The sequence below is a fragment of the Micromonospora sp. NPDC048843 genome (genome assembly GCF_040649965.1).
Classification (GTDB): Bacteria; Actinomycetota; Actinomycetes; order Mycobacteriales; family Micromonosporaceae; genus Micromonospora; species Micromonospora hortensis.
Genome location: NZ_JBEZGJ010000018.1, coordinates 1 through 23239 on the forward strand (window position 1 = coordinate 1; position 23239 = coordinate 23239).

Sequence of the window (23239 nt, forward strand, 5' to 3'; positions counted from 1 at the left end):
GGTGCCGCTGGGCGCCGTGCTCCGGGTGGTCAACGCTCGAGCGGTCACCATCTACCTCTGGCACATCCCGGCCAGCCTCGGGACCACTGCGCGGGAGGCGGGGGCGGCGACACGGGCGGCCGGTCGTCGCAGGTGATGGTGTTGGGCAGCAGCCACGGCGCGAGCCACCCGCCGTCGTTGCCGCCGAGGTCGGTCAGTGTGAACTCCGAACCGGCCGGGGTGAAGTGGAACGATCCGCAGTTGTTCACGCCGACCGCGCCAACGTTGCGGGCGTCCACGTTGGCGAACGAGGCGGACCCGGCCGCGCGGGCGCTGACCACCGAGGTGCCGGTGCCGTCGACCCGGACGTCCCGGAAGCGCGCATCGGAGATCGAGTAGAGATCCTTCACCGGCCAGTCGCTGACCAGCATGATCGCGTTGTACGTGTTGTCCAGGTACGCGTCGCCGGTCACCTCGATGGGCGCCTCGATGCTGCGATCCAGGGCGAAGACCCAGATCGCGCCCAACCCGATGTTCCAGTTCAGCTCGTACGTGCCGGCGCGGGCTGTGGTGTTGTTGGTGAACCGCAGATACCCGGTGAACGGCTCCGCGCCGAAGCGGGCCCCGGCGTGCAGACCGCTGCCCTCGCGTACCGGGTCGGCGACCAGGTTGTGCGAGACGGTGGTGTCGGTGCCGCCATAGATGGCGATGCCGTTGGCCAGTGTCGGTGACTGCACTGTGTTGTGGTCGAACGTGTTCCGCGCGTTGGCCGTCTTCTCCGACCACATCGCCAGGCCGTCGTCGCCGGTGTTGCGGACGAAGTTGTGCGCAACCAGGGAGTCGGTCACGCCGGTGTGGAAGTTGAGCGCGTCGGCGATCTGGTCGACGATGATGTTGTTGGTGACCCGGACGTTGCGCATCGGGCCGTCGAACCACAGGCCCGCCTTGGTGTGGTGCAGGTAGAGCCCGTCGATGGTGGAGTCGCTCATCGCCCCACCGATCGCGTTGACCTGGTCGGTGTCGATGCGCTCCCGCACGTCGCCCTCGATGGCGAAGCCGGAGAGGTGCACGTTACGGCTTCCGCCGTCGGCGGCGTCCCGTCCGTAGAACCCGACTCCGGTGTGCACCGAGCCATCCGGCGCGGGGGTCGGCAGGGCGACCTCGCGGCCCTTGATGGTGGTGTACCAGTTGCCGGCGCCCTCGATGCTCACGTCGTCGACGATGATGTGCCGGTTGACCTGGTAGGTGCCCGGCGGGATGTACACCTTGAAGTGGGCGCGCCGAGCGAAGGCGATGGCCCGGTCCAGCGCGTCGGCGGAGTCCCGCCGGCCGGTGGGGTCGGCGCCGAACGCGAGCACGTTCGCGGCGAGCAGCCGGACGTGCGGCGGCGCGACCAACTCGGAGTCGAGCAGGTCGATGACGGTCCAGGCGGCGGCGCTACCGGGCGGCGCGGTGAGCCGGACCGTGTCGCCGGCCCGGTAGGTACGTCCGAGCAGCAGCCGCTGCTCGTCGTAGAAGTGGGTGGGCCGGAACGGCTTGTCGATGCTCGGGTACGGCGTGGTGGCCGACGGCACGCACTGGCACTCGGTGATCCACCAGTCTGGGTGCAGCAGCCCGGCCTGCGGGTCGTTTGTGAACGGGTACTGGTTGTAGAGCCACGAGTACTGCGAGGTCAGCGTCATGGTGCGCAGGTGCTTGCCGTTGACGGCGACCTTGAGCGGCGCGGTGATCCCACCGCCCTGCGGCGCGTCCGGGATGCTGTACCGCACGGTGATCCCGTTCGCCGCGCTGGGCAGGACGAACTCCACGTACTCCCCGGGGGTGAGCCGGACCGCGCGGCGGCCGGAAGCCTCAGCGGGCAACGTGTAGGCGGACCGGTCGGGCCCGATGATCTCGCCGTTGGTGCGGGCGTTCTCCGCTTCCTGCTCGAGGAAGTCGACGTCCGCGCCGCGTCCGGCTACCAGCGCCGGATCGAGGGCGGCCCGGGTGACCACCGGCTGCGCGCCGGCGGACCCGGGTGGACTGGCGGCGGCCGCGGTGGGCCCGGCGACCAGCACGGCGAGACCGGCCGCGAGCGCGACGGCGGTGCCGCTGGGCCGGCCGGGGCGTCCCCGCGCCGGCGTGAGGCTGCGAAACATCGGTGACCCTCCTGGGTGGGTGGTGGTGGAGGTCCGCCCGGCGTTCCCCCGACGCCCGACATTGATCGTCATGATGCAGCACCAGACAGGGCACTGCAAGACGCCTATCGAACAACGAAAATAAACGACTATCAGGCCGCAAGAAATGGACGGTCGTCGAGTTGAGGTGTCGCGCGTCGCCCGCCCCAGCCAGCTCACGCCCGGCGTAGGCTGATCCGCGTGGATCAAGAAGACCGGATTGCCCTCTTCCTCGACTACGAGAACCTCGCGTTGGGGGCGCGCGACCATCGCGGTGGCGCGGCCTTCGACTTCCGGCCCATCGCCGACGCGCTGGCCGAACGAGGTCGGGTGGTGGTCCGCCGGGCGTACGCCGACTGGTCCTACTTCGACGAGGACCGCCGGATGCTCACCCGGTCCCACGTCGAGCTGATCGAGATCCCGCAGCGGATGGGCGCGTCCCGTAAGAACGCCGCGGACATCAAGATGGCCGTCGACGCTATCGAGTTGGCGTTCGAACGTGACTACATCTCCACCTTCGTGATCTGTAGTGGTGACAGCGACTTCACCCCGCTGGTGCACAAGCTGCGCGAGCTGAACAAGCGGGTCATCGGCGTCGGGGTCGAGGGGTCAACCTCGGGACTGCTTCCCCCGGCGTGCGACGAGTTCCTGTACTACGACCGGCTGGAGGGCGTGGACATCCCGCCGGCCCGTGGTCGCCGCGCCCGTCCCGCCACCCGCCAGGCCGGCGCGGAGCAACGCCCACCCGAGCCGGAGCGGGAGCACGAGCCGGAGGTGGACCGCCGGCCGGCGGGGGAGGAGCCCGGCCGCGACGTGGACGCCCTCGCCGTGCTCGTCGCCCAGTCGGTCGCCGGGTTGCAGGGCAGTGCCAACGGTGAGGTCACCGCCTCCCGGCTCAAGCGCACCCTGCTGCGCAAGGACCCCACCTTCAGCGAGTCCGACTACGGCTTCCGCACCTTCGGCGAACTGCTGCGCCACCTCGCCGAGCGCAACGTGATCGAGCTGGCCGAGGGCCCGGCGAAGGGTGACCCCGAGGTCTCGCTGCCCGAGCACGGCGACCGCGAGGTGGCGTTCGGCCTACTCCGGGGCGTCGTGGCGGACCTGGGTAGCGGCGGCAACCCGGTGGCGTTGTCCGGGTTGAAGAACCAGGTACGCCGGGCCCGCCCCGACTTCAGCGAGAAGAAGCTCGGCTACCGCAGCTTTCTGCAGTTCTGCAAGGCCGCCGCCACCGCCGGCGTACTGGACCTGCGCTGGAGCCCCGAAGCCGACGACTACCTCCTGACAACCCAAACCTGACCGCGCCGCCCCCTCTCCCTGCCGGTCTCGCGTTGATCAAGAAGTTCGCGTCACCGGGAACGCGATTGTTGACGCGAACCTCTTGATCAACAAGGTCTGGGGGTGGGAGTTGCGGGGAGGGTGCAGAGTGGGGCGGGGTTCCTGATTCGCAAGTCAGGAGCGGGAGAACCGCCCGTTATGGTTTCGAACCGTCAACGGTTGGCCCGAAATGCGCCTGGATTGTCGCCCTTGCCCCGGTCCGGGCATACCTGCGCCGTACCCTCGGCGCGGGAATTGCTATACGGTCGGCGAATGAAGGTGGAGGAGCACTGGTGGAACGGAGACACGACCCCGCGCGGGCGCCGGGACGTGTACATCCGTACTGACGGGCAGGGTTGGGAGGTCCGCGCCCAGATCGGTGGGGCGTCGGGTCGTGAGCGGGTGCAGCAGTGCCCAAGCCGGGCCTCGGCGGCCATCCTCGCCGACGCCTGGCGCGGCACCCACCCATCCTGGCGCGAGCTAAAGCAGCGCTGATCCGGCACCGGGCCGGGTCGGCAACGCTCCCGGGCTCCAGCCCGGCGCGCCCGCCGACCGGCCCGGCGCTCGGTACGTTGGTCCGCCGCAACCGCTCAGTGGTTCAGCTGCCGAATGTCCAGCTCGCAGGTCACCGCTTCTGAAGCATGACGGAAGCAACGTCGGCCAGAAGCACCAATGCCGAATCCAGTTGCGAGCAGTTGTCGCGACACGGCAGCCGCCAGCTCGCCACGGCCTCTCCAGAGCCCTTCAGTGCGTGCCCAGCACCCGGCTACTTCCCATCACGTGACCAAGGCGTCGTGGCTACCTCCGTGTCTCCGCCCTCAGGTCGGGTACACGTGGGTCTGCCGGTCGCGCCCGATGGAGGTCGCACATGTCGCAGGGCCCCGACGAGGAGAACCCCAGGCTCGACGAGGAGGTCCGGGAGGCCGAGCGCCGGCTCGCCAACCTGGCCACGACGTCGGATGACGCCTTGACCGACGACGACGCCCGCGCGCCGGACGACGCTCGCTCCGAGCAGAACGCCGACTGAGGCCACCGGAACCGGACAGCAGGCAAGATCCACTCGGTTTCCGTGAAACTGCGGTGCTGGAGGCGGTCCGACCCCGCGCTTTCAGGGAAACCGAGTCGATCAACGTGCTGGCCGCCCAACCCCGCCGCCAACAGGGCCTGCCCGGCGTCCTGCCGGACAGGCCCACTGTCGGCCAGCGAGGGGCTCAGCGCTTCAGCGTGAAGGTGAAGTCGCCGGAGAGCTTGCCGCTCAACCGGAACGCCGAAACGACAGTCCCATCCATGATCAGTCGGTCGACCTCGCCCCGCGACAGACCGCAACCCTCAGCGATCAGACGGGTCGGCCGGACCGGGATCCGTGCCGCGTTGCGGACCGCGACGTCGATCACGTCGAGGTCCAGGTGCTCCGATCCGCCGGTGTCGAGACGCCAGGCGTTGTCCCAGTCCAGGACGAACCGGTTCCGGTGCTGGACGGCCGGATCCTGAAGCAGTTCGGCGGTCAGGCCCCGGTCGTTGGCATGGAGCCGGTCCAGCAGTTCGGGTGGGATGGAGCGCACCGTCATCCGCTCCAGGACTGTGAGCTTGGCCGTCTCCCCGCACCCGGTGCAGAGCGCGAGAAGCCAGACGTCGAGGAGCTTGTGGTTGGCGTTGACACGGAACTTGCCGCTCGCCCGAAGGCGGTGGGACGCGCACGCGTGGCAACGGCGGTGAACGATGGGCAGGCAGGTGGGCACGACGGCCCAATTTTTGAGCACAGAAGTACACCGGTCTCAGTGAGAAGTCCGCAGCAAAAAGGAGCGCGGCGCAACTGCGCGACGCGCGACAGATCAGCTCTCGGGAGGTCTCACAGGGTGTACAACGGCACGTCCTTGCCTAGACGACCACGTTGCGCAGCACGGTAACGGCGCACGACGGCGCCGCTCCACTGGTTTTCGCGTACGCGTCAGGAGCCCGGGTGGCGGGAGGTGCCGACCGGCCGGGTGTTCCGGCCCGGTCAGACGGTCGGGACCGGCAGCACCACACCCTCGGCCGCCGACCGGTGGGCCAGCTCGATCAACTCGACAGTGTGGACCGAGTCCCGGGGGTCCACCGGCATCGGCGTGCCGTCGCGCAGCGCAGCCGCCACCTGGGCGTAGAAGCTCTGGTACGCGCCAGGTTCGGTCGGCACCGGCCGCAGGTCACCGTCGACGCCGAGCAGGCCGTAGCGGTCCGACGGGACCTCGCCCCAACCCGGCTGGTCCGGTCGACCACCGTCGTGCAGCGCCGCCTCCTGCACGTCCAGCCCGTAGCTGGTGTAGCCGGCCCGGTCGCCCAGCACCCGCAGGCGCGGCCCGAGCTGAGCGGTCACCGCGCCCATCCACAGGTGCGAGTGGACCCCGTTGGCGTGGGTCAACGCCACGAAGGCGTCGTCGTCGACGGCCGCGCCCGCGCGGCGGCGGTCCACCTCCGCGTAGACCCGCTCGACCCGACCGAACAACTGCACCGCCTGGTCGACGAGGTGGGCGCCGAGGTCGAAGAGGGCGCCGCCGGCCTCCTCCGGACCGGCGAGTTCCCGCCAGCCCGGCTTGATCGTCGGACGGAACCGCTCGAACCGGGACTCGAAGCGCAGCACCTGCCCCAACTCGCCCTGCTCGACCAGGCGGCGGACGGTCAGGAAGTCGCCGTCCCAGCGCCGGTTCTGGAAGACCGTCAGCGGCACCCCTCGCTCGGTGGCCTCGTCGATCAGCACGCGGCCCTCCGCGGCGGTCGGGGAGAGGGGCTTGTCGACGACGACCGGCAGGCCGGCGGCGAGCGCGGCGCGCGCCATCGGCACGTGCTGCCGGTTCGGCGTCGCCACCACGACCAGGTCCAGGGCGTCCGGGGTACGCCACAGATCGTCGGCGTCGTCCACCAGGCGGGCGTCCGGGAAGTGCTGTCGCGCCTGCTCGCGTCGTTGCGGATCACGGGTCACGATGGCGTCAAGCCGCAGCCCTGGAGTCGCGGCGATCAGCGGCGCGTGGAACACCCGACCCGCCAGCCCGTACCCCAGCAGACCAACCCGCAGCGCCTTCGCCATGCCGTGCCCCCATCTCCCTGGTCCGCGCCCTGACCTGGCGCCGGTACCGCTGAAAGGAATCTACGCCGGGGGCGGTCGGGCCCGATCTCGGCCCGTCAGCTCACCGGGTCGGCGCGCAGGTAGGTGAGGACCGCGAGCACCCGCCGGTTGGTGTCGTCGCTGGGGGGCAGGTCGAGCTTCAGCAGGATGTTGCCGACGTGCTTGCCGACCGCCGCCTCGCTGACGTGCAACCGGCCGGCGATCGACGCGTTGGACCGCCCCTCGGCCAGCAGCGCCAACACCTCGCGTTCCCGGGCGGACAGCGCGGCGAGCGGGTCGCGGGGGCGGTGCAGCAGTTGCCGGACCACGTCCGGGTCGATGGCGGTGCCGCCATCGGCGACCCGGCGCAGCGTGTCGACGAACTCGGCGACCTCGGCGACCCGGTCCTTGAGCAGGTAGCCGACGCGTTGGCCGTCGCCGCTGTCCAGCAGCGCCGCCGCGTACCCGGTCTGCACGAACTGGCTGAGCACCACGACCGGGAGGTCAGGTCGCTCGGTGCGCAGCGCGACGGCCGCGCGCAGCCCATCGTCGCGGCGGCCCGGCGGCATCCGGATGTCGGTCAGCACCAGGTCCGGTCTGTGGTCGCGGGCCGCCACCAGCAGGTCCGGTGCGGACCCGACGGCCGCGCACACAGTGAAGTCGAAGCGGGTCAGCAGCGCGACCAGACCCTCCCGCAGCAGCACCTCGTCCTCGGCGAGCACGACCCGGGTCACCGACGACATGGCAGCTCCACCCGGACCACTGTAGGCCCGCCGGGCGGGCTGGAGAGCAGCAGCCGGCCGTCCACGGCGGCGACCCGGTCGGCGAGCCCGGTCAGGCCGGTACCCCGGGCCGGGTCGGCACCGCCGTGGCCGTCGTCGGTCAGCTCGACGACGAGGTCACCGCCGACCCGGGTGAGGCGTACGTCGGCGCGGGTCGCCCGGGCGTGCCGAGCCAGGTTGCCCAGCGCCTCGGAGATCACGAAGTAGGCGGTGGTCTCCACGATCTCCGGCAACTCGTCGTGCAGGTCGGCGTGCACGGCGACCGGGATGGTGGCGGCGTCGGCCAGCTCGCGTACCGCGCCGGCCAGGCCGAGGTCGGTGAGGCTCTGCGGGCGGATGCCGTGCACCAACTGCCGCAGCATCACCATCAGACCCCGGGCCTGGTCGTGCGCCACGGCTAGTGGTCGGGAGGCGGGGGAGTCCTCGGGTACGTCCAGCCGGGCCAGCCCCAGCTGGAGAGTGAGGCTGGTGAGCCGGGGCTGTGCGCCGTCGTGCAGGTCGCGCTCGATGCGGCGGCGTTCGGCCTCGTACGCGCCGACCAGTCGGGTGCGGGAGCGGGTGACCTCACGCAGCGCCGCCGCGTCCACCGGGTGGGCCAGCAACCACCGGGCCACGGCTGCCTGGACGGCGGCGAGCAGACCGACGGCATACCAGAGAACCGGGATGAGCAGCACCCCCACGATCGCGTACGGAATGGCCTCGCCGGTGCTGTCGATCGGCTGCCAGATCACCACCGGCTGGTTGGCGTCGCCGGCCAGCCAGGGGCTGGAGATCATTCCAAGGTCGAGCAGCACCAGCACCAGGAACACCCAGTACGCGACCGGAGCGAACCCGCCCAGCCAGAACAGGTACGCCACCTCCCGCCAGGTCGCGGCGCTGCGGTAGCGGGCGACCAGGCCCGGCCACGGCGACGGCGACGGTGGACGACCGTCGACGAGCCCGACCCGCCACCGCTCGACGATGGCCACCGGGAAGCTCACCAGCGGGGCCAACGCCAACAGGGTGAGGCTGCCGGTCGCCAGGAACAGCATCAGTGCGATGCTCGGCGGTCGGCCGTGCTGGCGGAGCCCGTTGACGGCGGCCAGCAGTGGCGCGCCGATGACGAGCAGCCCGACGCCGAGCACGCCGGCGATCGGCACTGTGGTCACCAGGTAGGCCAGCGCGCGCCAGGGCCACGCGGAGATCAGCCAGCGGCGGCGGCGCAGCGCCTCGGCCAGGTGCGAAGGGTGTTCCGTGGTCATGCAGAAGACGCTAATCGGGTGCGACCGGGTGCCCCAGCCGTCCAGATCCACTCTTCGGGGTATGCCCAGCAATACCCGCGAACGGGTGTGCGGGGTTCGGAAACGGGAAGAACGCGCCGTCACGCGGCCCGCGTGACCTGTGCTGGCGGCGGCTGGAGAGACATGGGTGCCAGAACCTTCGTGGTGGTCGGCGGGACCAGCGGTCTCGGCCTCGCGGTGGCCCGACTGCTCGTCGACGAGCATCAGGTAGTGGTGTTCGGCGACGTGCCGGCCGAGGTCGCCGCCGCGACCGACGAGCTGGGTTGCGACGGCGCCGTCTGCGACATCTCCTCCTACGAGCAGGTCCGCGACGGGTTCGCCGATGTGGTCGGGCGCTACGGCACGATCGACGGGGTGGCGGCCTGCGCCTCCATGTGGGCGGGCGGCGACCTGGGGGACCTGTCGGTGGAACACATCCGCCGGGCCGTGGAGATCAACGTTCTGGGCATCACGTACCTGCTGCGGGAGTCGGTGCAGCACCTGCACCGACAGGGCCACGGCAACGTCGTCTACATCGGCGCTCTGGCGCTGGCGGCCCCCCGGCCCGGCATCCCCGTCTACCGGGCCACCAAGAGCTACGGCAACAGCCTTGTCGACTCGCTGGCCGAGGCCCAGCACAGCAACCGGGTCAAGGTGATGCAGCTGCATCCCGGGCCGATGCCGACGCGGCTACAGGAACGGGTGGGCGCCGAGTTCCTGGACGAGGTGTACGCCATGCCCGAACAGGTCGCCACCGAGGTCGTCCGGTTGCTGCTGCTCGAACCCGACGACCTCTACGTCTCCGGTGAGCGCGTGCTGCGCGCGGACGGGCGGTGGTGACGGCCGCAGCCGGACCCGCCGACCGTCCGGCCTCGGCCTGGGCGCCGCTGCGGACGGCGGTCTACCGCAACCTGTGGCTTGCCCTGCTCGCCGCCAACATCGGCACCTGGATGCAGACCGTCGGCGCGCAGTGGCTGCTGATCAACCACTCCAACGCCTCCACCCTTGTCGCGCTGGTGCAGACCGCCAGTCTGCTGCCGGTGCTGCTGCTGGCGTTGCCCGCCGGGGTGCTGGCCGACAGCTTCGACCGCCGGCACCTGCTGATCGCCGTGCAGCTTTTCCTGGTGGCGGTGGCGGTGGCGTTGACGCTGCTCACCCTGACCGGCCGGATGCCGCCGGCGCTGCTGCTGACCCTCACCTTCGCGTTCGGGGTCGGGCAGGCGCTGACCCTGCCGGCCTGGGCGGCGGTGATCCCGGAGCTGGTGCCGCAGGACCAACTGCGGTCGGCGTCCGCGCTCGGTTCGATAAGCGTGAACGTGGCGAGGGCGGTCGGGCCCGCGGTGGCCGGCGTGCTGATCGCCCGTACCGGCGTCGCCCCGGTATTCGGTATCAACGCGGTCGCCTTCGGGATCTTCGCGTACGCGCTGTGGCGCTGGCGTCCCGGTAACGCGCGCGCGGTCGAGGTGCCGGAGCGGTTCACCGCCGCGTTGCGCGCCGGCAGCCGCTACGTACGCCACTCGCCAACCGTCCGCCGGCTGTTGCGCCGTGCGCTGGTATTCGTGGTTCCGGCCAGCGCGCTGTGGGCGTTGCTGCCGTTGGTGGCGAGTCGGCGGCTGGGGCTGGGCTCGGGCGGGTACGGGGTGCTGTTGGCCGCCCTCGGCGTGGGCGCCATCGCGGGTGGCGTGTTGTTGGCCGTGATCCGCGCCCGGCTGTCGGCCAACCAGCTCCTGCTGATCGCCGGGGCGCTGTTCACAGTGGCGCTGACAGTGGTCGGCACCGTGCGGGTGGTGCCGCTGGTGCTGCTGGCCCTGCTGCCCGCCGGGATGGCCTGGGTGACGGTGCTGGCCAACGTCAACGCCGAGATGCAGCTCTTCCTGCCCAGCTGGGTACGGGCCCGGGGCCTGGCCGTCTACCAGGTGTGCTTCGCCGGTGGACAGGCCGCCGGCGCGCTGCTGTGGGGTCTGGTGGCCGAGATGGCCGGGCTGCTCCTCGCGTACCTGGCGGCGGCGGCGCTGATGCTCGTCGGCACCCTGACGAGTCGGATCTGGCCCTTGCCGGACCTGCGGTCGGTGGACCGGGAACCGGCGGCCTACTGGCCGCAACTGCACCTGGCGCACGAGCCGGACCCGGGGGTGGGACCGGTGCTGGTGATGGTGCAGTACACCGTCCGCCCGGAGCGGACCCAACGGTTCCTGGCGGCGATGGACCTGGTGCGTGGCGCGCGGCAGCGGACCGGCGCGATGCGCTGGGGGCTGTTCCGCCCGGCCGAGACGGTGGACCGGTTCGTCGAGGTGTATCTCGTGCCGTCCTGGGACGAGCACCTGCGCCAGCACGGTGGCCGGTTGACCGGTGAGGACCGCGCGGCCGAGCAACGGGCCCGGGAGTTGACCGACGGGGAGCCGGAGGTCCGACACCTGGTGCCCGCCGCTGCCGGTCCGACGCTGTCCGACGACCGCGAGGCGCTCTGACGCACGCCTTGGCGCGACAGCGCGGACCACCCGGGAGCGGGCCGGCGAGGGCGTACTGCGTACGGCCGCGTTGTTAGGATGGCCGCACCATGGCGAGTGAGCGCAAGGCGACAGCGGACCCGGCCCGCAGCCTGGCCCTTCTCTGGCGCACCCGGGAGCCGACCAGCCGCAGCGCGGGTCCGGCGCTCAGCGTCGACCGGATCGTCCGGGTCGCGATCGACATCGCCGACGCCGAGGGGCTCGACGCGCTGACCATGCGTCGGGTCGGTGAGGCGCTGGGGGTCGGCACGATGTCGGTCTACACCTACGTGCCGGGCAAGACCGAACTCGTCGCCGTCATGATCGACACCGCGTACGGCGAGATGCCGCGCCCCACCGTCGAGGGCGACTGGCGGACCAGGCTGGAACGGATCGCCCGCGACAATCTGGCGCTCTACCAGCGGCATCCCTGGATGCTGCGGGCCGAGACGACCCGACCGGTGCTCGGCCCGCACCTGATGGCCAAGTACGACTACGAGCTCGGCGCGATCGTCGACATCGGGCTCACCGACGTCGAGGTCGACGCGGTGCTCACCCTTGTGCTGGGTCACGTCAAGAGCGCAGCCCGGGCCGCCTCCGAGGTGGTCGACCTGGAGCGCGAGACGGGCATGACCGACGGTCAGTGGTGGCAGTCGCACGCGCCCTGGTTGGAGACCTTCCTGAAGCCCGGCGCCTACCCGACCGCGTCCCGGGTCGGCACTGCGGCCGGCCAGCAGCACGGCGCCGCGTACGGCCCGGAGTACGCGTTCGAGTTCGGGCTGCAACGTGTTCTCGACGGGATCGCGGTGGTGGTCGCCGAGCGGGCGGCCAACCGATAGCCGGCCCTAGCGTGCTGCCCGTCGAGCCAGCCGGGCCAGCGAGCGCGCCGACGGGCTGCCCGGCTCGGCGTGATAGACCACCAGCGACTGGGTGGTGCCGCTGATCGTGAGCTTCTCGTAGCGCAGCGCCAACTCGCCCAGCTCCGGGTGCTGGAACACCCGCACCCCGCCGCCCGCACGGGCCGTGACGTCGTGCCGGGCCCACAACCGGCGAAACCGCTCACTGCCGGCCGTCAGCTCCTCTACCAGCTCGATGAGGCGGGGGTCGTCCACCTCGGGGCCGACCTGTGCGCGCAGTCCAGCCACCGCGTTGGCCGCGACCGCCGTCAGAGCCGGATAGAGCGCCGGCACGCTCGGGTCCAGGAAGACCGCGCGCAGCAGGTTCACCCCGGTCGTGAAGATCGGCGCCAGCGCGGTCGCGGCGGGGTTGGCGAAGAGCACGTCCAGGTGTCGACCGTGCACGAAGGCGGGAGTCTCAGCCCACGAACCGACCAATTGCCGGATGCCCACCGGCACCCGCTCCGAGGGTCGCGCCGCGCGGCGGGCCGGCACCGGCCGGGCCAGGCCGTGCAGGTGTGCCGCGGCCTCCGCGTCCAGCATCAGCGCGCGCGCCAGCGCCTCGACCACCTGCGTCGACGGGTGCCGGTCGCGCCCCTGCTCCAAGCGGAGGTAGTAGTCGGCGCTGATGCCGGCGAGTAGCGCCGCCTCCTCGCGGCGCAGGCCCGGCACCCGCCGACGGCCGTGCGCGGGCAAGCCGACGTCACCCGGCCCGATCAGCTCGCGCCGGGCACGCAGGTATTCGCCCAGCGGGCCGGCCGTGCTCACCCGCCCATCGTAGGAGCCGCCACCGACCGCCCAGCCTGGTCCTGCCACTACCAGGAAAAACAGGGAACCGGCTAGCGCCTGCCGTCGGGGTGACAGTGTCGGAGTAAGCGTGATCGAGAGACGGGACAGCAATGACAGAGCGCATCACGACCCCCTTCGGTTTCGCCTCGACCGCCGACGAGGTCATCGCCGGGGTCGACCTGAGCGGCAAGCGGGCCATCATCACCGGCGGCGCCGCCGGTATCGGCATCGAGACGGCCCGTTCGCTCGCCGCCGCCGGCGCCGAGGTCGTGCTCGGGGTCCGCCGGGTCGCGGCGGGCGAGCAGGCCGCCGCCGACATCGCGGCCAGCATCGGCGCGGAGCGGGTCACCGTCCGTGCGCTGGACCTGGCCGACCAGACGTCGGTACGCCAGTTCGTCGCCGGTTGGGACCAGCCGCTGCACATCCTTGTCAACAACGCGGGGATCATGGCGCTGCCCGAGCTGGAGCGCACCGCCGAGGGCTGGGAGATGCAGTTCGCCACCAACTTCATGGGGCACTTCGCGTTGACAGTCGGCCTGCACGACGCCCTCGCCGCAGCCGGCGGCGCCCGGGTGGTGTCGGTCAGCTCCAGCGGCAACCTCTTCTCCCCGGTGATCTTCGACGACCTGCACTTCGCGTTCCGGCCGTACGACCCGTTGCTGGCCTACGGGCAGTCCAAGAGCGCCGAGGCCCTGCTCGCCGTGGAAGCCACCCGCCGCTGGGCCGGCGAGGGCATCTACTCCAACGCGCTGAACCCGGGCGCCATCGCGACCGGCCTGCAGAAGCACACCGGTGGGCTCAAGTCGCCCAAGGAGATGCACAAGACCCCGCAACAGGGCGCCGCGACCTCGGTGTTGCTCGCGGCGTCCCCGCTGCTGGACGGCGTCGGCGGTCGCTACTTCGAGGACTGCGCCGAGGCCCCGGTCGTCACCGAGCGGCCCGCCGACTACAGCGGCGTGGCCGCGTACGCGGTCGATCCGGGCAACGCCGAGCGGCTCTGGACCGTGGCGTCCGGCCTGATCGCCTGAAGGATGGCGATGGCCGGCGACCAACCGCGACGAGACGACGTGGTGGAGTTGCGGGTGCACGGTGTGTCCGGGGCGGACCCGACGGTCATCCTCGACCAGCCGCAGGTCCGGCAGGTCGCCGGCGACGGCAGCGGAGGCTTCCACCGGTCCGCCGGGTCGGACGGGGTCGGCCCGGACGGGGTGACGCTGGAGGCGTACCGCTGGGGGGACCTGCCCTCGGGCACCGTCGGCCGGACCCTCGCCATGGTTTTCCTCCTGCCGTTCATGCTCAGCAACGTGGCCGTGTGGATGCGCCCGACCGGTCGCCGCCGCGCCGCCGCGGTCAGCGTGCTGTGTCGGCTCCTCGCACTCAACCTCACAGTGCTGTACGTGGTGTCCATCGCCGGAGTCGCCCTCGACCTGCTCGCCTGGCAGTGTCTCGGTGCGGCCCGCTGCCGCCCGCCCTTCGACACCATGGCCGGGCTCGACGGCCGGCACGTCGGGCAGCGACTGGCAGTGCTGGCGTTCCTGCCGATCGCCGCCATAGCGCTCCTGCGCCTGCTCGGCACCCGTCGGTCCGGCCCGGCCGACAACCCACTGTGGGCCGTGGAGCCCCTGGTGCACCGGCTGCGCGCGATCCACGTGGCCGCAGCCCTCGCCGCACTCGATGTCGTGCTGCTCACGGCCCGTCGTGCCAGCGGCGCGACGTTCTCCACGACCCTGCTGCTGGCGCTCAGCGCGGCGGTGTTGCTGACCTGCGTCGGTCTGCTCGCCGCTCCGGGACTGATCGACCGGGCGGCTACCGCGCGAACTGCCACCTGGACCGCCCGCACGGCGGGCGTCGTGGCGGCCGTCCTGAGCGTGGTGACCCTCGCCACGGTGGCGAGCGACCGGCGCGACTGGTCGTCGGCGACCGGGCTTCCCGGCTACGACGGGCTCGCGGCTGTGGCGCTGTTCGGCCAGATGATGTTGCTGGTGCTGCTCAGCGCGGTGGTGCTGTGGCAGCGCGGTCGGGTGGGCGGCCGGTCCGCGCTGCCGGGTGGCCTGGGCGCGGCGGTCCTCGCCGCCATCGCGGTCGGCCTGACCGGCGCGCTCTCCGCCGGCCTCGTCTACCAGACGGGGGAGTTGCTCGGTGGCTACCGCGGTGACGGTGGGCCACCGTCGCCGTACCGCTGGACGCTGCTGGCGTTCTTCCTGCACGTGGTCGCGGCGGTGCTGGTGTGTGGCGCGTTGACGGTCGTGTCGCGGCGGCGCCGGCGGCGTGCGGCGGCGGCGATCACCGCCCGTGACTTTCCGGTCGTGCCACCGGAGGCGGTCGGGCGGCTACGGCTGGCCACGAAGACGATCGCCCGGGCTCGGTTCACCGAGTGGTTGGGCCTGCTGGCCGCCGCGTACGCGGTGCTCGCGGTGGTCGGACTGGCCACGAGTCTGGTGGGGCGTACCGGGCGCGAACCGGAGGAGTTGACCCGGCAACTGCTCGGGCTGCCGGCCGGCGCCGTCCAGATGGGGCTCAGCGGGGGCAGTTTTCTCCTCGCCGCGTTGCTGCTCACGCTGGTGGCCGGCGGCGTGTTCGCCTACCGGACCGCGTGGTTCCGCCGGCACGTCGGCATCCTGTGGGACCTGGGCACCTTCTGGCCCCGGGCCGCGCACCCGTTCGCACCACCGAGCTACGCCGACCGCGCGGTGCCGGAACTGGCCGACCGGATCAGCCAACTGGCCGAACGGCACGTCGGTGTGTTGCTCTGCGGGCACAGCCACGGCTCCGCGCTGCTCGCTCTCGCGGTGCTGCGGCTGCCCCCGCGCGTACGTCAACGGGTCGCGCTGCTCACCTACGGGTCACCGCTGGACCGCCTGTACGCCCGGCTCTTCCCGGCCTACCTCAATGAGAAGGTGCTACGTGAGATAGGGGAGCGGGTCGAGTGGCGGTGGCTCAACCTCTGGCGGGACACCGACCCGGTCGGTGGCTGGATCTTCGCCGCACACCGCCCCGGCGATCCACCCCCGGACCCGACCGATCCGGCGGGCCAGGTCGACAGGCGGTTGCGGGACCCACCGAACCTGCTGCCGGCGCCGGGGGAGCGGTCCGCGCCGCCGCTACGGGGGCACCATCCGGGCGAGACCGACCCCGAGTTCCGGGCGGCGGTGCGCGAACTGGCCGAACGTCTTCGTGGTGCTGGCTGAGCCTGCCGGCCGCGGGCCGGGCGGTACGGGGACCCCACTGCGGTCAACGGTCCATCCCGGGAATCCGGTCGGACTCCGCCACCGCCGCTCGGACCTTGCGGAGCGTGGCGTCGGGGGCACGGATCGCGGCGCGCCAGCGGTCCAGCGTCCGGGTGAGCACCCGGACCACGAACTGCAACTGGTTGACCTGCTCGCGGAGCATGCCCAGCTCGGACCGGGCGCTGAACGCCTCGCCCTCCAACTGGGTGATCCGTGTCTGCAACGGCTGCACGAGCGTGAGGGCGGCCTCGGTGAGCGTGTCGGCGGCATCGGCCTTGAACTTGCCGCGCTGCACCACGACGGTGGCGATGGCGGCCAAGCCGGTGCCTCCGCCGAGGATGCCGAGCACGCTGAGCGCCACCTGCACCCAGTGGGGTGCAGCCGGTGCGGGTGCGGTAATCACGTGACACCTGCCTGCAACTGTTCGTAGGTCACAAATTCGCACGCTCGGGCCAGGCGACGCAGATCGATGGCGATCTGCGCGGCCCGCCAGAGCGACCCGACCGTCACCGCGATCACGAACGACGTGGCGACGATGGAATTTCGACCCGACATGACCAACAGGGCTACCGAGTACATGCCGGTGAGCGTGCCGAGCACCAGTACCGACGCGAGTTCGAGGCCGAGCCCGGTGGAGAGCCGGCCGGGCCAGAGGATGCCCAGTAGTCCACCCACGCCCACCGCGATCAGACCCAACTCCCAGGCGACCTGGATGGGATGCGGCATCGACGTCTGTACGGACGTCGGCCGGACGTTGAGGGCCATCATGAGAATGCCGCAGAGCGGTGCGGCGGCCAGGACAGCGATCTCGTACGGCTGGTGGCGGGATCGGATTCGTAGGTTTCCCACGGCAACTCCTTGGTCGAGGACCGGCGTCCGGCAGCGCCCGGTGGACCAGTGCCGTTCGGTGGGTCGCGACTGTCGAGCTGCGGTCCGTGCGGCGGAGGCCAGTGGTGCGTTGCCTGTGGACGGTCGTTGGGCGAGAAGATGGAGCGGACTCGACGTCGTTGGCTGCCGGTATCTGCCTGTGTATCACCGATGGCCGGTTGGCGTCCACCTGCTGTAACGTCGCATTCCCGCAGGTCAGAGTCCGTTGCTGGCTGGTTTGGGGCTGTGGGACGGGTGCAGCGCGGCGACCCGGCCGCACGACCACCTGGTGACGATGAGTGTCGGATATCTTGCCCAGGGTGACGGCGGCGGCCGGGTCGCCAATCGATCAACGGGCGAGCAGGGCGCGCAGCGCCCGGAGCACCTCCGCCGGGGCCTCCTCCGCCATGAAGTGTCCGCAGGTGACCGTCTGGTGGTCCAGGTCGGGTACCCACGCCCGCCACACCGCCGCCGCGTCGTAGCCCAGCGCCGCACCCCAGTCCTGCTGGAGCACCGTCACCGGCATCCGCAGCCGGTTGCCGGCCGCCCGGTCGGCGGCGTCGTGGGTCACGTCGACCCCGGCGGACGCCCGGTAGTCGGCGACGATCGAGGGAACGGCGTCGCGGGACGCGCGCAGGTACGCGGCCCGCACCTCCGCCGACAGGGCGCCCGGATCACGGGTCCAGACGTCCAGGAAGTGACCGAAGAAGGCGTCCGGGCTGCCCGCGATCAGCTCTTCGGGCAGGCCGGGTGGCTGCGCCATCAGATAGAGGTGAAACGCCACAGCGGCGCTGGCGCCGTGCAACACGTCCCACATGTCCAGTGTGGGTAGCACGTCGAGCAGGGCCAAGTGACTGATCGCCGCCGGATGGTCGAGGCCGGCGCGGAACGCGACCAGGGCGCCCCGGTCGTGCCCGGCCAACGCGAACCGTTCGTGACCGAGCGCGCCGGCCAGCGCCACGATGTCGGCGGCCATTGTGCGCTTGGCGTACCCGGTGCCGTCGGTGTCGAGGGGCTTGTCACTGTCGCCGTAGCCGCGCAGGTCGGGGCAGATGACAGTGTGGTCGGCGGACAGATCGGCGGCGACGTGCCGCCACATGAGGTGGGTCTGCGGAAAGCCGTGCAACAGCACGATCGCCGGTCCGGAACCGCCCACGGCGGCATTGAGCGTCACCCCGTCGGCGACGGTGACGCGTCGGTAGTCGAATCCGTTGATCTTCGGGTCCACGGGGAACCTTCCTGGTGAGCAGTGCCGGCGGGGGCAGCGGCCCGTCGCCGTCGTACCTCACCGAGCCTGCCCGGCGGTGATCAGCAGCCGGTCAGCGTCGGATCAGTGCCGGCCAGGCCACGGGCCTAGATTGGTGCCATGACCAGGCAGCTGACGGCGCCCGTCGCGGTGACCTTCGGCGTACTCGGGCCGGTGACCGCCGCTACCGAGCGCGGCCCGCTCCCGCTGCGGGGACACCGGCAGCGCCTGGTGCTGGGCCGGCTGTTGATCGCCCACGGTCGGGTGGTGCCGGTGGATCGTCTCGTCGACGACCTGTGGGAGGTCGCACCGGACGGCGCGGTCGGCGCGATCCGGACCTTCGTGGCCGACCTGCGCCGGGCCCTGGAACCCGACCGGCCACCCCGCCAGGCACCCCGGATCCTGGTCACCGAGCCGCCCGGGTACGCGCTGAAGGCCGCCCCGGACGCTGTGGACGCCGGACAGTTCGAGGCGGCCGTCGGCGAGGCGGCCCGGCTGCTGGCGGCCGGGCGTCCCGCGCCGGCCCTGGCCGCGCTCGAGTCGGCGCTCGGGCTCTGGCGCGGGCCCGCGTACGCCGACTGCGCCAACGAGTCCTGGGCGGTCGCGGAGATCAACCGGCTGGACGAGCTGCGGATGCTGGCCGTCGAGCGGCGGGCGGAGGCGCTCCTGGCGGTGGGCCGACCGGACGAGGCCGCCGCGGACCTACCGGCACACCTGGCCAGCCATCCGCTGCGCGAGGACGCCTGGCGGCTGCTCGCGACGGCCCGGTACCGCGCCGGCCGGCAGGGCGACGCGCTGGCCGCGCTGCGGGAGGCCCGCCACGTCCTGGTCACCGAGCTGGGCGTGGACCCGGGGCCCGAGCTGCGACGACTGGAAGCCGACATCCTGGCCCAGGCGCCGCACCTCGCCCCGGCCCTCGACCGGGCCGCCACCCCCGGGCTCGGGGAGCCCGTTCGACCCGTCCGTACCGAGCAGCGCCCCTTCGTCGGCCGCGACGCGGAGTTGGAGCGGCTGCGACACTCCGCCGAGGCCGCGTCCCGCCGCCGCCAGCCCACGCTCGCCCTGCTCAGCGGCGATCCGGGCGCCGGCAAGACGGCGCTTGCCGAGGCCCTGACCCGGCGACTCGCCGCCGAGGGTTGGACCACGGCGTGGGGACACAGCCCGGAGTACGAGGGCGCCCCACCAGCCTGGCCGTGGACCCAGATCACCGACGCGCTCGCCGGGCCCGCCCCCGCCGTCGCCGCCCCAACCGCCCCCGCCGCCGACCCGGCCGACGGTTCGGCTGACCCCGCCACAGTGCGGTTCCGTCGACACCGCGCGGTGGCCTCGCTGATCTCGGCGGTCGCCGACCGGAAGCCGGTCCTGCTGGTCCTCGACGACCTGCACCGCGCCGACGGCGACACCCTGGACCTGCTGACCGCACTGCTCACCGGCCCGCAGCCGGCCAGCGGGCCGGTGCTGATCCTCGGCAGCTACCGGGCCACCGAGATCAGCCCGGAGCTGACCGCCACCCTGGCCCGCGCCGCAGGGCTGGAGCCGGTCCGGGAGTATCTTGCCGGCCTGCCCGCGTCGGCGACCGGCGAGCTGGCCGGCACCATCGTCGGGGCGGAACTGGACCCGGCCACCGCCCGGTCGATCCACCAGCGCAGCGGCGGTAACCCGTTCTTCGTCCGCGAACTGGCCCAGCTCTACGAGAGCACGGGGCAGGCGGGGTTGGCCGCCGTGCCGCCCGGGGTACGCGACGTGATCCGGCACCGGTTGGCGCAGCTACCCGCCGCCACCCGTACCGTGCTGCGGCAGGCGGCAGTGCTCGGTCGGGACCTCGACCCGGACGTGCTGGGCGTGTTGGCCGGTGACCCGACGACAGCGCTGGACGCCGTGGACGGCGCCCTGGCAGCCGGGTTCCTCACCGAACGGGAGCCCGACGGGCGGCTGCGCTTCACCCACATCCTGGTCCGCGACACGCTCTACGCCGACCTGTCCGCGCCGCGCCGCGCCGCCTGGCACGCGGCCGTCGCCGAGGTGTTGCGACAGCGGGAACCCGTCGAGCCGGCGGCCCTCGCGTACCACCTGCTGCGCGCCGGCGGGCCGGTGTACGCCGCCGAGGCATCGACGTACGCCCGGGTGGCGGCCGAGCGGGCCGAACGGGGCGGCAACCCGCACGAGGCCGCCCGCCTGTGGGGCCAGGCGATCGAGGCGTACGACAGGGCCGGCGGTGTCGAGCCGCGTGGGCGGGTGACAGCGCTGCTCGGCCTGGGGCGGGCGCTGGCCGTGACGGGCCGGCTGGCCGAGGCGCGGCTACGGCGTGCCGAGGCGATCACCGTCGCCGAGACCACCGGCGACCCCCTGCTGATCCAGCAGGCGCTGGCTGGCTTCGACGTGCCCGCCAGTTGGACGCGCAACGACGACGACCTGCTCTCCGGGCACATCGTCCGAGCCGCCGAACACGCCCTGACCGCGCTCGGCCCGACCGGCTCGGCGCAACGCAGCCGGCTGCTGAGCACCCTCGCGCTGGAGCTACGCGGCACCACCACCGATCGTGGCCGCCGCGCCGCCGCCGAGGCCGAGACGATCGCCCGCGACATCGGCGATCCCGGGCTGGTGGCCTTCGCGCTCAACGCCCGCTTCATGCACACCTTCCACCGCGTCGGTCTGGCCGACACGCGGGCCCGGATCGGCCTCGAACTGGTCGAGCTTGCCGCCCGGCACCACCTGGTGACCTTCGAGGTGCTCGGCCACCTCGTTCTGGTCCAGGCCAACTGTGCGCTGGCCGACCGACCCGCCGCCGACGCGCACGCGCGTGCCGCCGACCGCCTGGCCGAACGGTACGAGCTGCCGTTGGTCGGCGTCTTCACCCGGTGGTACGCCGCACTGCGCCTGGCATTCGACGGCGACTCGGACGCTGCGGCGCGGGCGTACCGCGCTGCCGCCGAACGACTACCCGCCGACGGTATGCCGGGACTGGCCCAGGGGTTGCTGCCGCTCGCCCTGCTCGGCCTGCGCCTGGCCGACGCCGCACCAGTAGGCGACGCCCACCTGGTCGCCGAGGGGCGGCCGATTCCCGGGCCGGACGACGAGGGCTGGGCGCGGCTGGACTGGGGCCCGTACGAGCCCTGGGTGCAGCCCCTGCTGCTCGCCGCCGCCGGCGACCGCAGTGCCACCCGAGCGGCACTGCGGGCCCTGCCGGACGGGCCGCACGACCTGCTGCGGGAGGTGCGGCTGTGCCTCACCGCTCGGGCGGCGCTGGCCATCGACGACCGGCCGACCATGGAACGCGTCGCCGCCGCGCTCCGCCCGGCCGTCACCGAACTGGCCGCCGGCAGCGGAGTGGTCACCGTCGGCCCGGTAGCCGGGCACCTCGCGGATCTGGCCGCTGCTCTGGGCCGCGACGAGGAAGCCGCCGAGCACCGCCGTACCGCCCGGGTGCTCACCGCACGTTTCCGCGATGGCGACCCAACCTGAGCCCCCCTGCTTACCTGGCGACTTGCCGGTTTGGGCCGGAACGCACCGGCGGGTGCGGTCAGATGGAACCACCGGCGCGTCCGCCGTCGGCCATGGTCCGAGGGGGTGTACGCGTGGAGGCGCTCATCCTGATCGTGGCGCTCGGCCTCACCGTCCTCGTCGGCACCACCCTCGGCGGCCGGTACCGGGTCGCCCCGCCGGTCCTGCTCATCGCGTTGGGCGTACTGCTCGGGCTCACACCGCCGCTGTCCGAGGTAACCCTGGAACCCGACCTGGTCCTTCTGATCTTCCTGCCGGCGATCCTGTACCGGGAGAGCCTCACCATCAGCCTGCGGGAGATCCGGGCCAATCTGCCGGTGATCGGGCTGCTCGCCGTGGTGCTGGTGGTGCTCACCATGGTCACCGTGTCGTTCGCCGCGCAGGCGTTCGGGGTGAACCCCGCAGCCGCCTGGGTGCTCGGCGCGGTCCTCGCGCCGACCGACGCCGCAGCGGTCACCGGCCTGGCCAAGCGGCTGCCCCGGAAGCTGCTCACCACCCTGCACGCGGAGAGCCTGATCAACGACGGCACGGCGCTGGTGGTCTTCGCGGTGGCAGTGGGTCTGCTCAGCCACAGCGACAAGCCTGGCGTGCTGGGCATCGGCGAGGAGTTCGTCGGCGCCAGCGTCGGCGGCGTGGTCGCGGGTCTGCTGGTGGGGGCCGCAGTGGTGCTGATCCGCAAACGGCTCGACGATCCGCTGCGCGAGGGCGCGCTCAGCGTGCTGACCCCGTTCGGCGCCTTCCTACTCGCCGACTCCGTGCACGCCAGTGGTGTGCTGGCGGTGGTGGTCGCCGGCCTGGTGCTGGCCTACGCCGGCCCACGGGTGATCCGCGCCCGGTCCCGGGTGCTGGCGTACGCGTTCTGGGACCTGTCCACCTTCCTGATCAACGGCGGGTTGTTCGTCCTGCTCGGTACGCAGATTCCCCGCGCGGTCCGGGGCATCACCAGCACCTCGCCCGAGCGGGCGCTGCTGATCGTGCTGGTGGTCACAGTGGTTGTGATCGGCACCCGGCTGCTCTTCATCTACCTCACCGCGCAGTCGGCGCGGCTGCGACGCCGCCGGATGGTGGACGACGACGGCCGAGGTCCCTCAGCCTGGCGGGTGGGGACCGTCGCGGGCTGGTCCGGTTTCCGGGGCGCGGTCTCGTTGGCCGCCGCCCTGGCCGTGCCGACGGTGATGGTCGACGGCCGACCGGTGGTCGAACGCGATCTGATCATCTTCGTCACCGCGCTGGTGATCGTGCTGATCATGCTGCTTCAGGGCACCACCCTGCCGTTGGTGGTGCGCTGGGCCGGGTTGAGCGGCGACCCGGAACGCGTCGACGAGGCCCGCAACGCCCGGCGGCGGGCCACCGAGGTGGGCCTGGCCGCCCTACCGCAGGTCGCCGCGGAGGTCGGTGCCCGGGATGACTCGGTGCGCCGGCTGGAGGCCGAGTACCGGCGGCATCTGGAGGACCTCAACGAGAGCGGCGGAAACACCGCCGAGGAGCGCCGGCTGGAGCGCCGACTGCGCCTCGGCGTCCTCGCCCACAAGCGGCGCGAGGTCACCCGACTGCGCGACAACCGGGAGATCGACGACCTGGTGCTCCAGGAACTCCAGGCCGCGTTGGACAACGAGGAGATCCGGCTGCTGGGGCGCGGACCCAACGAGTGATCGAGG

19 protein-coding genes are annotated in these 23239 nt (G+C 72.2%); 10 read left to right on the forward strand and 9 right to left on the reverse strand.

Features of this window, described 5'->3' with window-relative positions; translation table 11 throughout:
- Positions 1–44: 44 nt before the first annotated feature.
- Positions 45–2117, reverse strand: coding sequence for a glycosyl hydrolase family 28-related protein (locus tag AB0C20_RS06805; RefSeq protein ID WP_357567546.1), 2073 nt, complete (start codon positions 2115–2117; stop codon positions 45–47).
- Between the two features lie 219 nt (positions 2118–2336).
- On the opposite strand from AB0C20_RS06805, the gene AB0C20_RS06810 reads away from it, so the two are divergent.
- The 3 genes from AB0C20_RS06810 (at position 2337) to AB0C20_RS06820 (ending at position 4476) form a co-directional block, all read left to right on the forward strand.
- Complete coding sequence (locus tag AB0C20_RS06810; RefSeq protein ID WP_210784064.1) at positions 2337–3431, forward strand: PIN domain-containing protein; 1095 nt, start codon at positions 2337–2339, stop codon at positions 3429–3431.
- A gap of 291 nt (positions 3432–3722) precedes the next feature.
- Positions 3723–3944, forward strand: a complete 222-nt coding sequence (locus AB0C20_RS06815; RefSeq protein ID WP_030335934.1) for a hypothetical protein — start codon at positions 3723–3725, stop codon at positions 3942–3944.
- A 373-nt stretch (positions 3945–4317) separates the two neighbouring features.
- On the forward strand, positions 4318–4476 hold the full coding sequence (locus AB0C20_RS06820; RefSeq protein ID WP_357182118.1) for a hypothetical protein: 159 nt from the start codon (positions 4318–4320) through the stop codon (positions 4474–4476).
- A 184-nt stretch (positions 4477–4660) separates the two neighbouring features.
- Here the strand turns inward: AB0C20_RS06820 and AB0C20_RS06825 are convergent, their stop codons facing one another.
- From AB0C20_RS06825 to AB0C20_RS06840, 4 genes are all read right to left on the reverse strand, one after another.
- Positions 4661–5209: a DUF1062 domain-containing protein gene (locus AB0C20_RS06825; RefSeq protein ID WP_357182121.1), complete on the reverse strand. Its 549-nt coding sequence runs from the start codon at positions 5207–5209 to the stop codon at positions 4661–4663.
- A 239-nt stretch (positions 5210–5448) separates the two neighbouring features.
- Positions 5449–6510, reverse strand: coding sequence for a Gfo/Idh/MocA family oxidoreductase (locus tag AB0C20_RS06830; protein ID WP_357182123.1), 1062 nt, complete (start codon positions 6508–6510; stop codon positions 5449–5451).
- Between the two features lie 95 nt (positions 6511–6605).
- Positions 6606–7271 carry a response regulator transcription factor gene (locus AB0C20_RS06835; RefSeq protein ID WP_357182125.1) on the reverse strand — a complete coding sequence of 222 codons (666 nt, stop codon included), beginning with the start codon at positions 7269–7271 and terminating at the stop codon, positions 6606–6608.
- A complete protein-coding gene (locus tag AB0C20_RS06840; RefSeq protein ID WP_357182127.1) occupies positions 7259–8551 on the reverse strand; it encodes a sensor domain-containing protein in 1293 nt (430 codons plus the stop codon). The genes AB0C20_RS06835 and AB0C20_RS06840 overlap by 13 nt, the downstream gene beginning before the upstream one ends.
- A gap of 162 nt (positions 8552–8713) precedes the next feature.
- On the opposite strand from AB0C20_RS06840, the gene AB0C20_RS06845 reads away from it, so the two are divergent.
- From AB0C20_RS06845 to AB0C20_RS06855, 3 genes are all read left to right on the forward strand, one after another.
- Positions 8714–9409: an SDR family oxidoreductase gene (locus AB0C20_RS06845; protein ID WP_357182131.1), complete on the forward strand. Its 696-nt coding sequence runs from the start codon at positions 8714–8716 to the stop codon at positions 9407–9409.
- On the forward strand, positions 9403–11037 hold the full coding sequence (locus tag AB0C20_RS06850; protein ID WP_357567547.1) for an MFS transporter: 1635 nt from the start codon (positions 9403–9405) through the stop codon (positions 11035–11037). Before AB0C20_RS06845 ends, AB0C20_RS06850 begins: the two co-directional genes overlap by 7 nt.
- 89 nt (positions 11038–11126) lie before the next feature.
- Positions 11127–11894: a TetR/AcrR family transcriptional regulator gene (locus AB0C20_RS06855; protein ID WP_357182137.1), complete on the forward strand. Its 768-nt coding sequence runs from the start codon at positions 11127–11129 to the stop codon at positions 11892–11894.
- Positions 11895–11900: 6 nt separating this feature from the next.
- Here AB0C20_RS06855 and AB0C20_RS06860 read toward each other — a convergent pair whose 3' ends face one another.
- Complete coding sequence (locus tag AB0C20_RS06860) at positions 11901–12719, reverse strand: helix-turn-helix transcriptional regulator (protein ID WP_357182140.1); 819 nt, start codon at positions 12717–12719, stop codon at positions 11901–11903.
- 131 nt (positions 12720–12850) lie between these two features.
- Between AB0C20_RS06860 and AB0C20_RS06865 the strand changes: the two genes are divergently transcribed.
- A complete protein-coding gene (locus tag AB0C20_RS06865) occupies positions 12851–13768 on the forward strand; it encodes an SDR family NAD(P)-dependent oxidoreductase (RefSeq protein WP_238686323.1) in 918 nt (305 codons plus the stop codon).
- A 9-nt stretch (positions 13769–13777) separates the two neighbouring features.
- Positions 13778–15928, forward strand: a complete 2151-nt coding sequence (locus AB0C20_RS06870) for a hypothetical protein (protein WP_357182145.1) — start codon at positions 13778–13780, stop codon at positions 15926–15928.
- Positions 15929–15971: 43 nt separating this feature from the next.
- Here the strand turns inward: AB0C20_RS06870 and AB0C20_RS06875 are convergent, their stop codons facing one another.
- The 3 genes from AB0C20_RS06875 to AB0C20_RS06885 all read right to left on the reverse strand — a co-directional run bounded on the left by AB0C20_RS06875 (position 15972) and on the right by AB0C20_RS06885 (position 18062).
- Complete coding sequence (locus AB0C20_RS06875) at positions 15972–16370, reverse strand: hypothetical protein (RefSeq protein ID WP_357182148.1); 399 nt, start codon at positions 16368–16370, stop codon at positions 15972–15974.
- Positions 16367–16816 (reverse strand): hypothetical protein, encoded by a 450-nt coding sequence (locus AB0C20_RS06880; protein ID WP_266303147.1) that lies wholly within the window; start codon positions 16814–16816, stop codon positions 16367–16369. The genes AB0C20_RS06875 and AB0C20_RS06880 overlap by 4 nt, the downstream gene beginning before the upstream one ends.
- A gap of 367 nt (positions 16817–17183) precedes the next feature.
- Positions 17184–18062 (reverse strand): alpha/beta hydrolase, encoded by an 879-nt coding sequence (locus tag AB0C20_RS06885; RefSeq protein WP_357567548.1) that lies wholly within the window; start codon positions 18060–18062, stop codon positions 17184–17186.
- 138 nt (positions 18063–18200) lie between these two features.
- Between AB0C20_RS06885 and AB0C20_RS06890 the strand changes: the two genes are divergently transcribed.
- Positions 18201–21542: a BTAD domain-containing putative transcriptional regulator gene (locus AB0C20_RS06890; RefSeq protein WP_357567549.1), complete on the forward strand. Its 3342-nt coding sequence runs from the start codon at positions 18201–18203 to the stop codon at positions 21540–21542.
- A 113-nt stretch (positions 21543–21655) separates the two neighbouring features.
- Positions 21656–23233 carry a Na+/H+ antiporter gene (locus AB0C20_RS06895; RefSeq protein ID WP_357567550.1) on the forward strand — a complete coding sequence of 526 codons (1578 nt, stop codon included), beginning with the start codon at positions 21656–21658 and terminating at the stop codon, positions 23231–23233.
- Positions 23234–23239 lie beyond the last annotated feature (6 nt).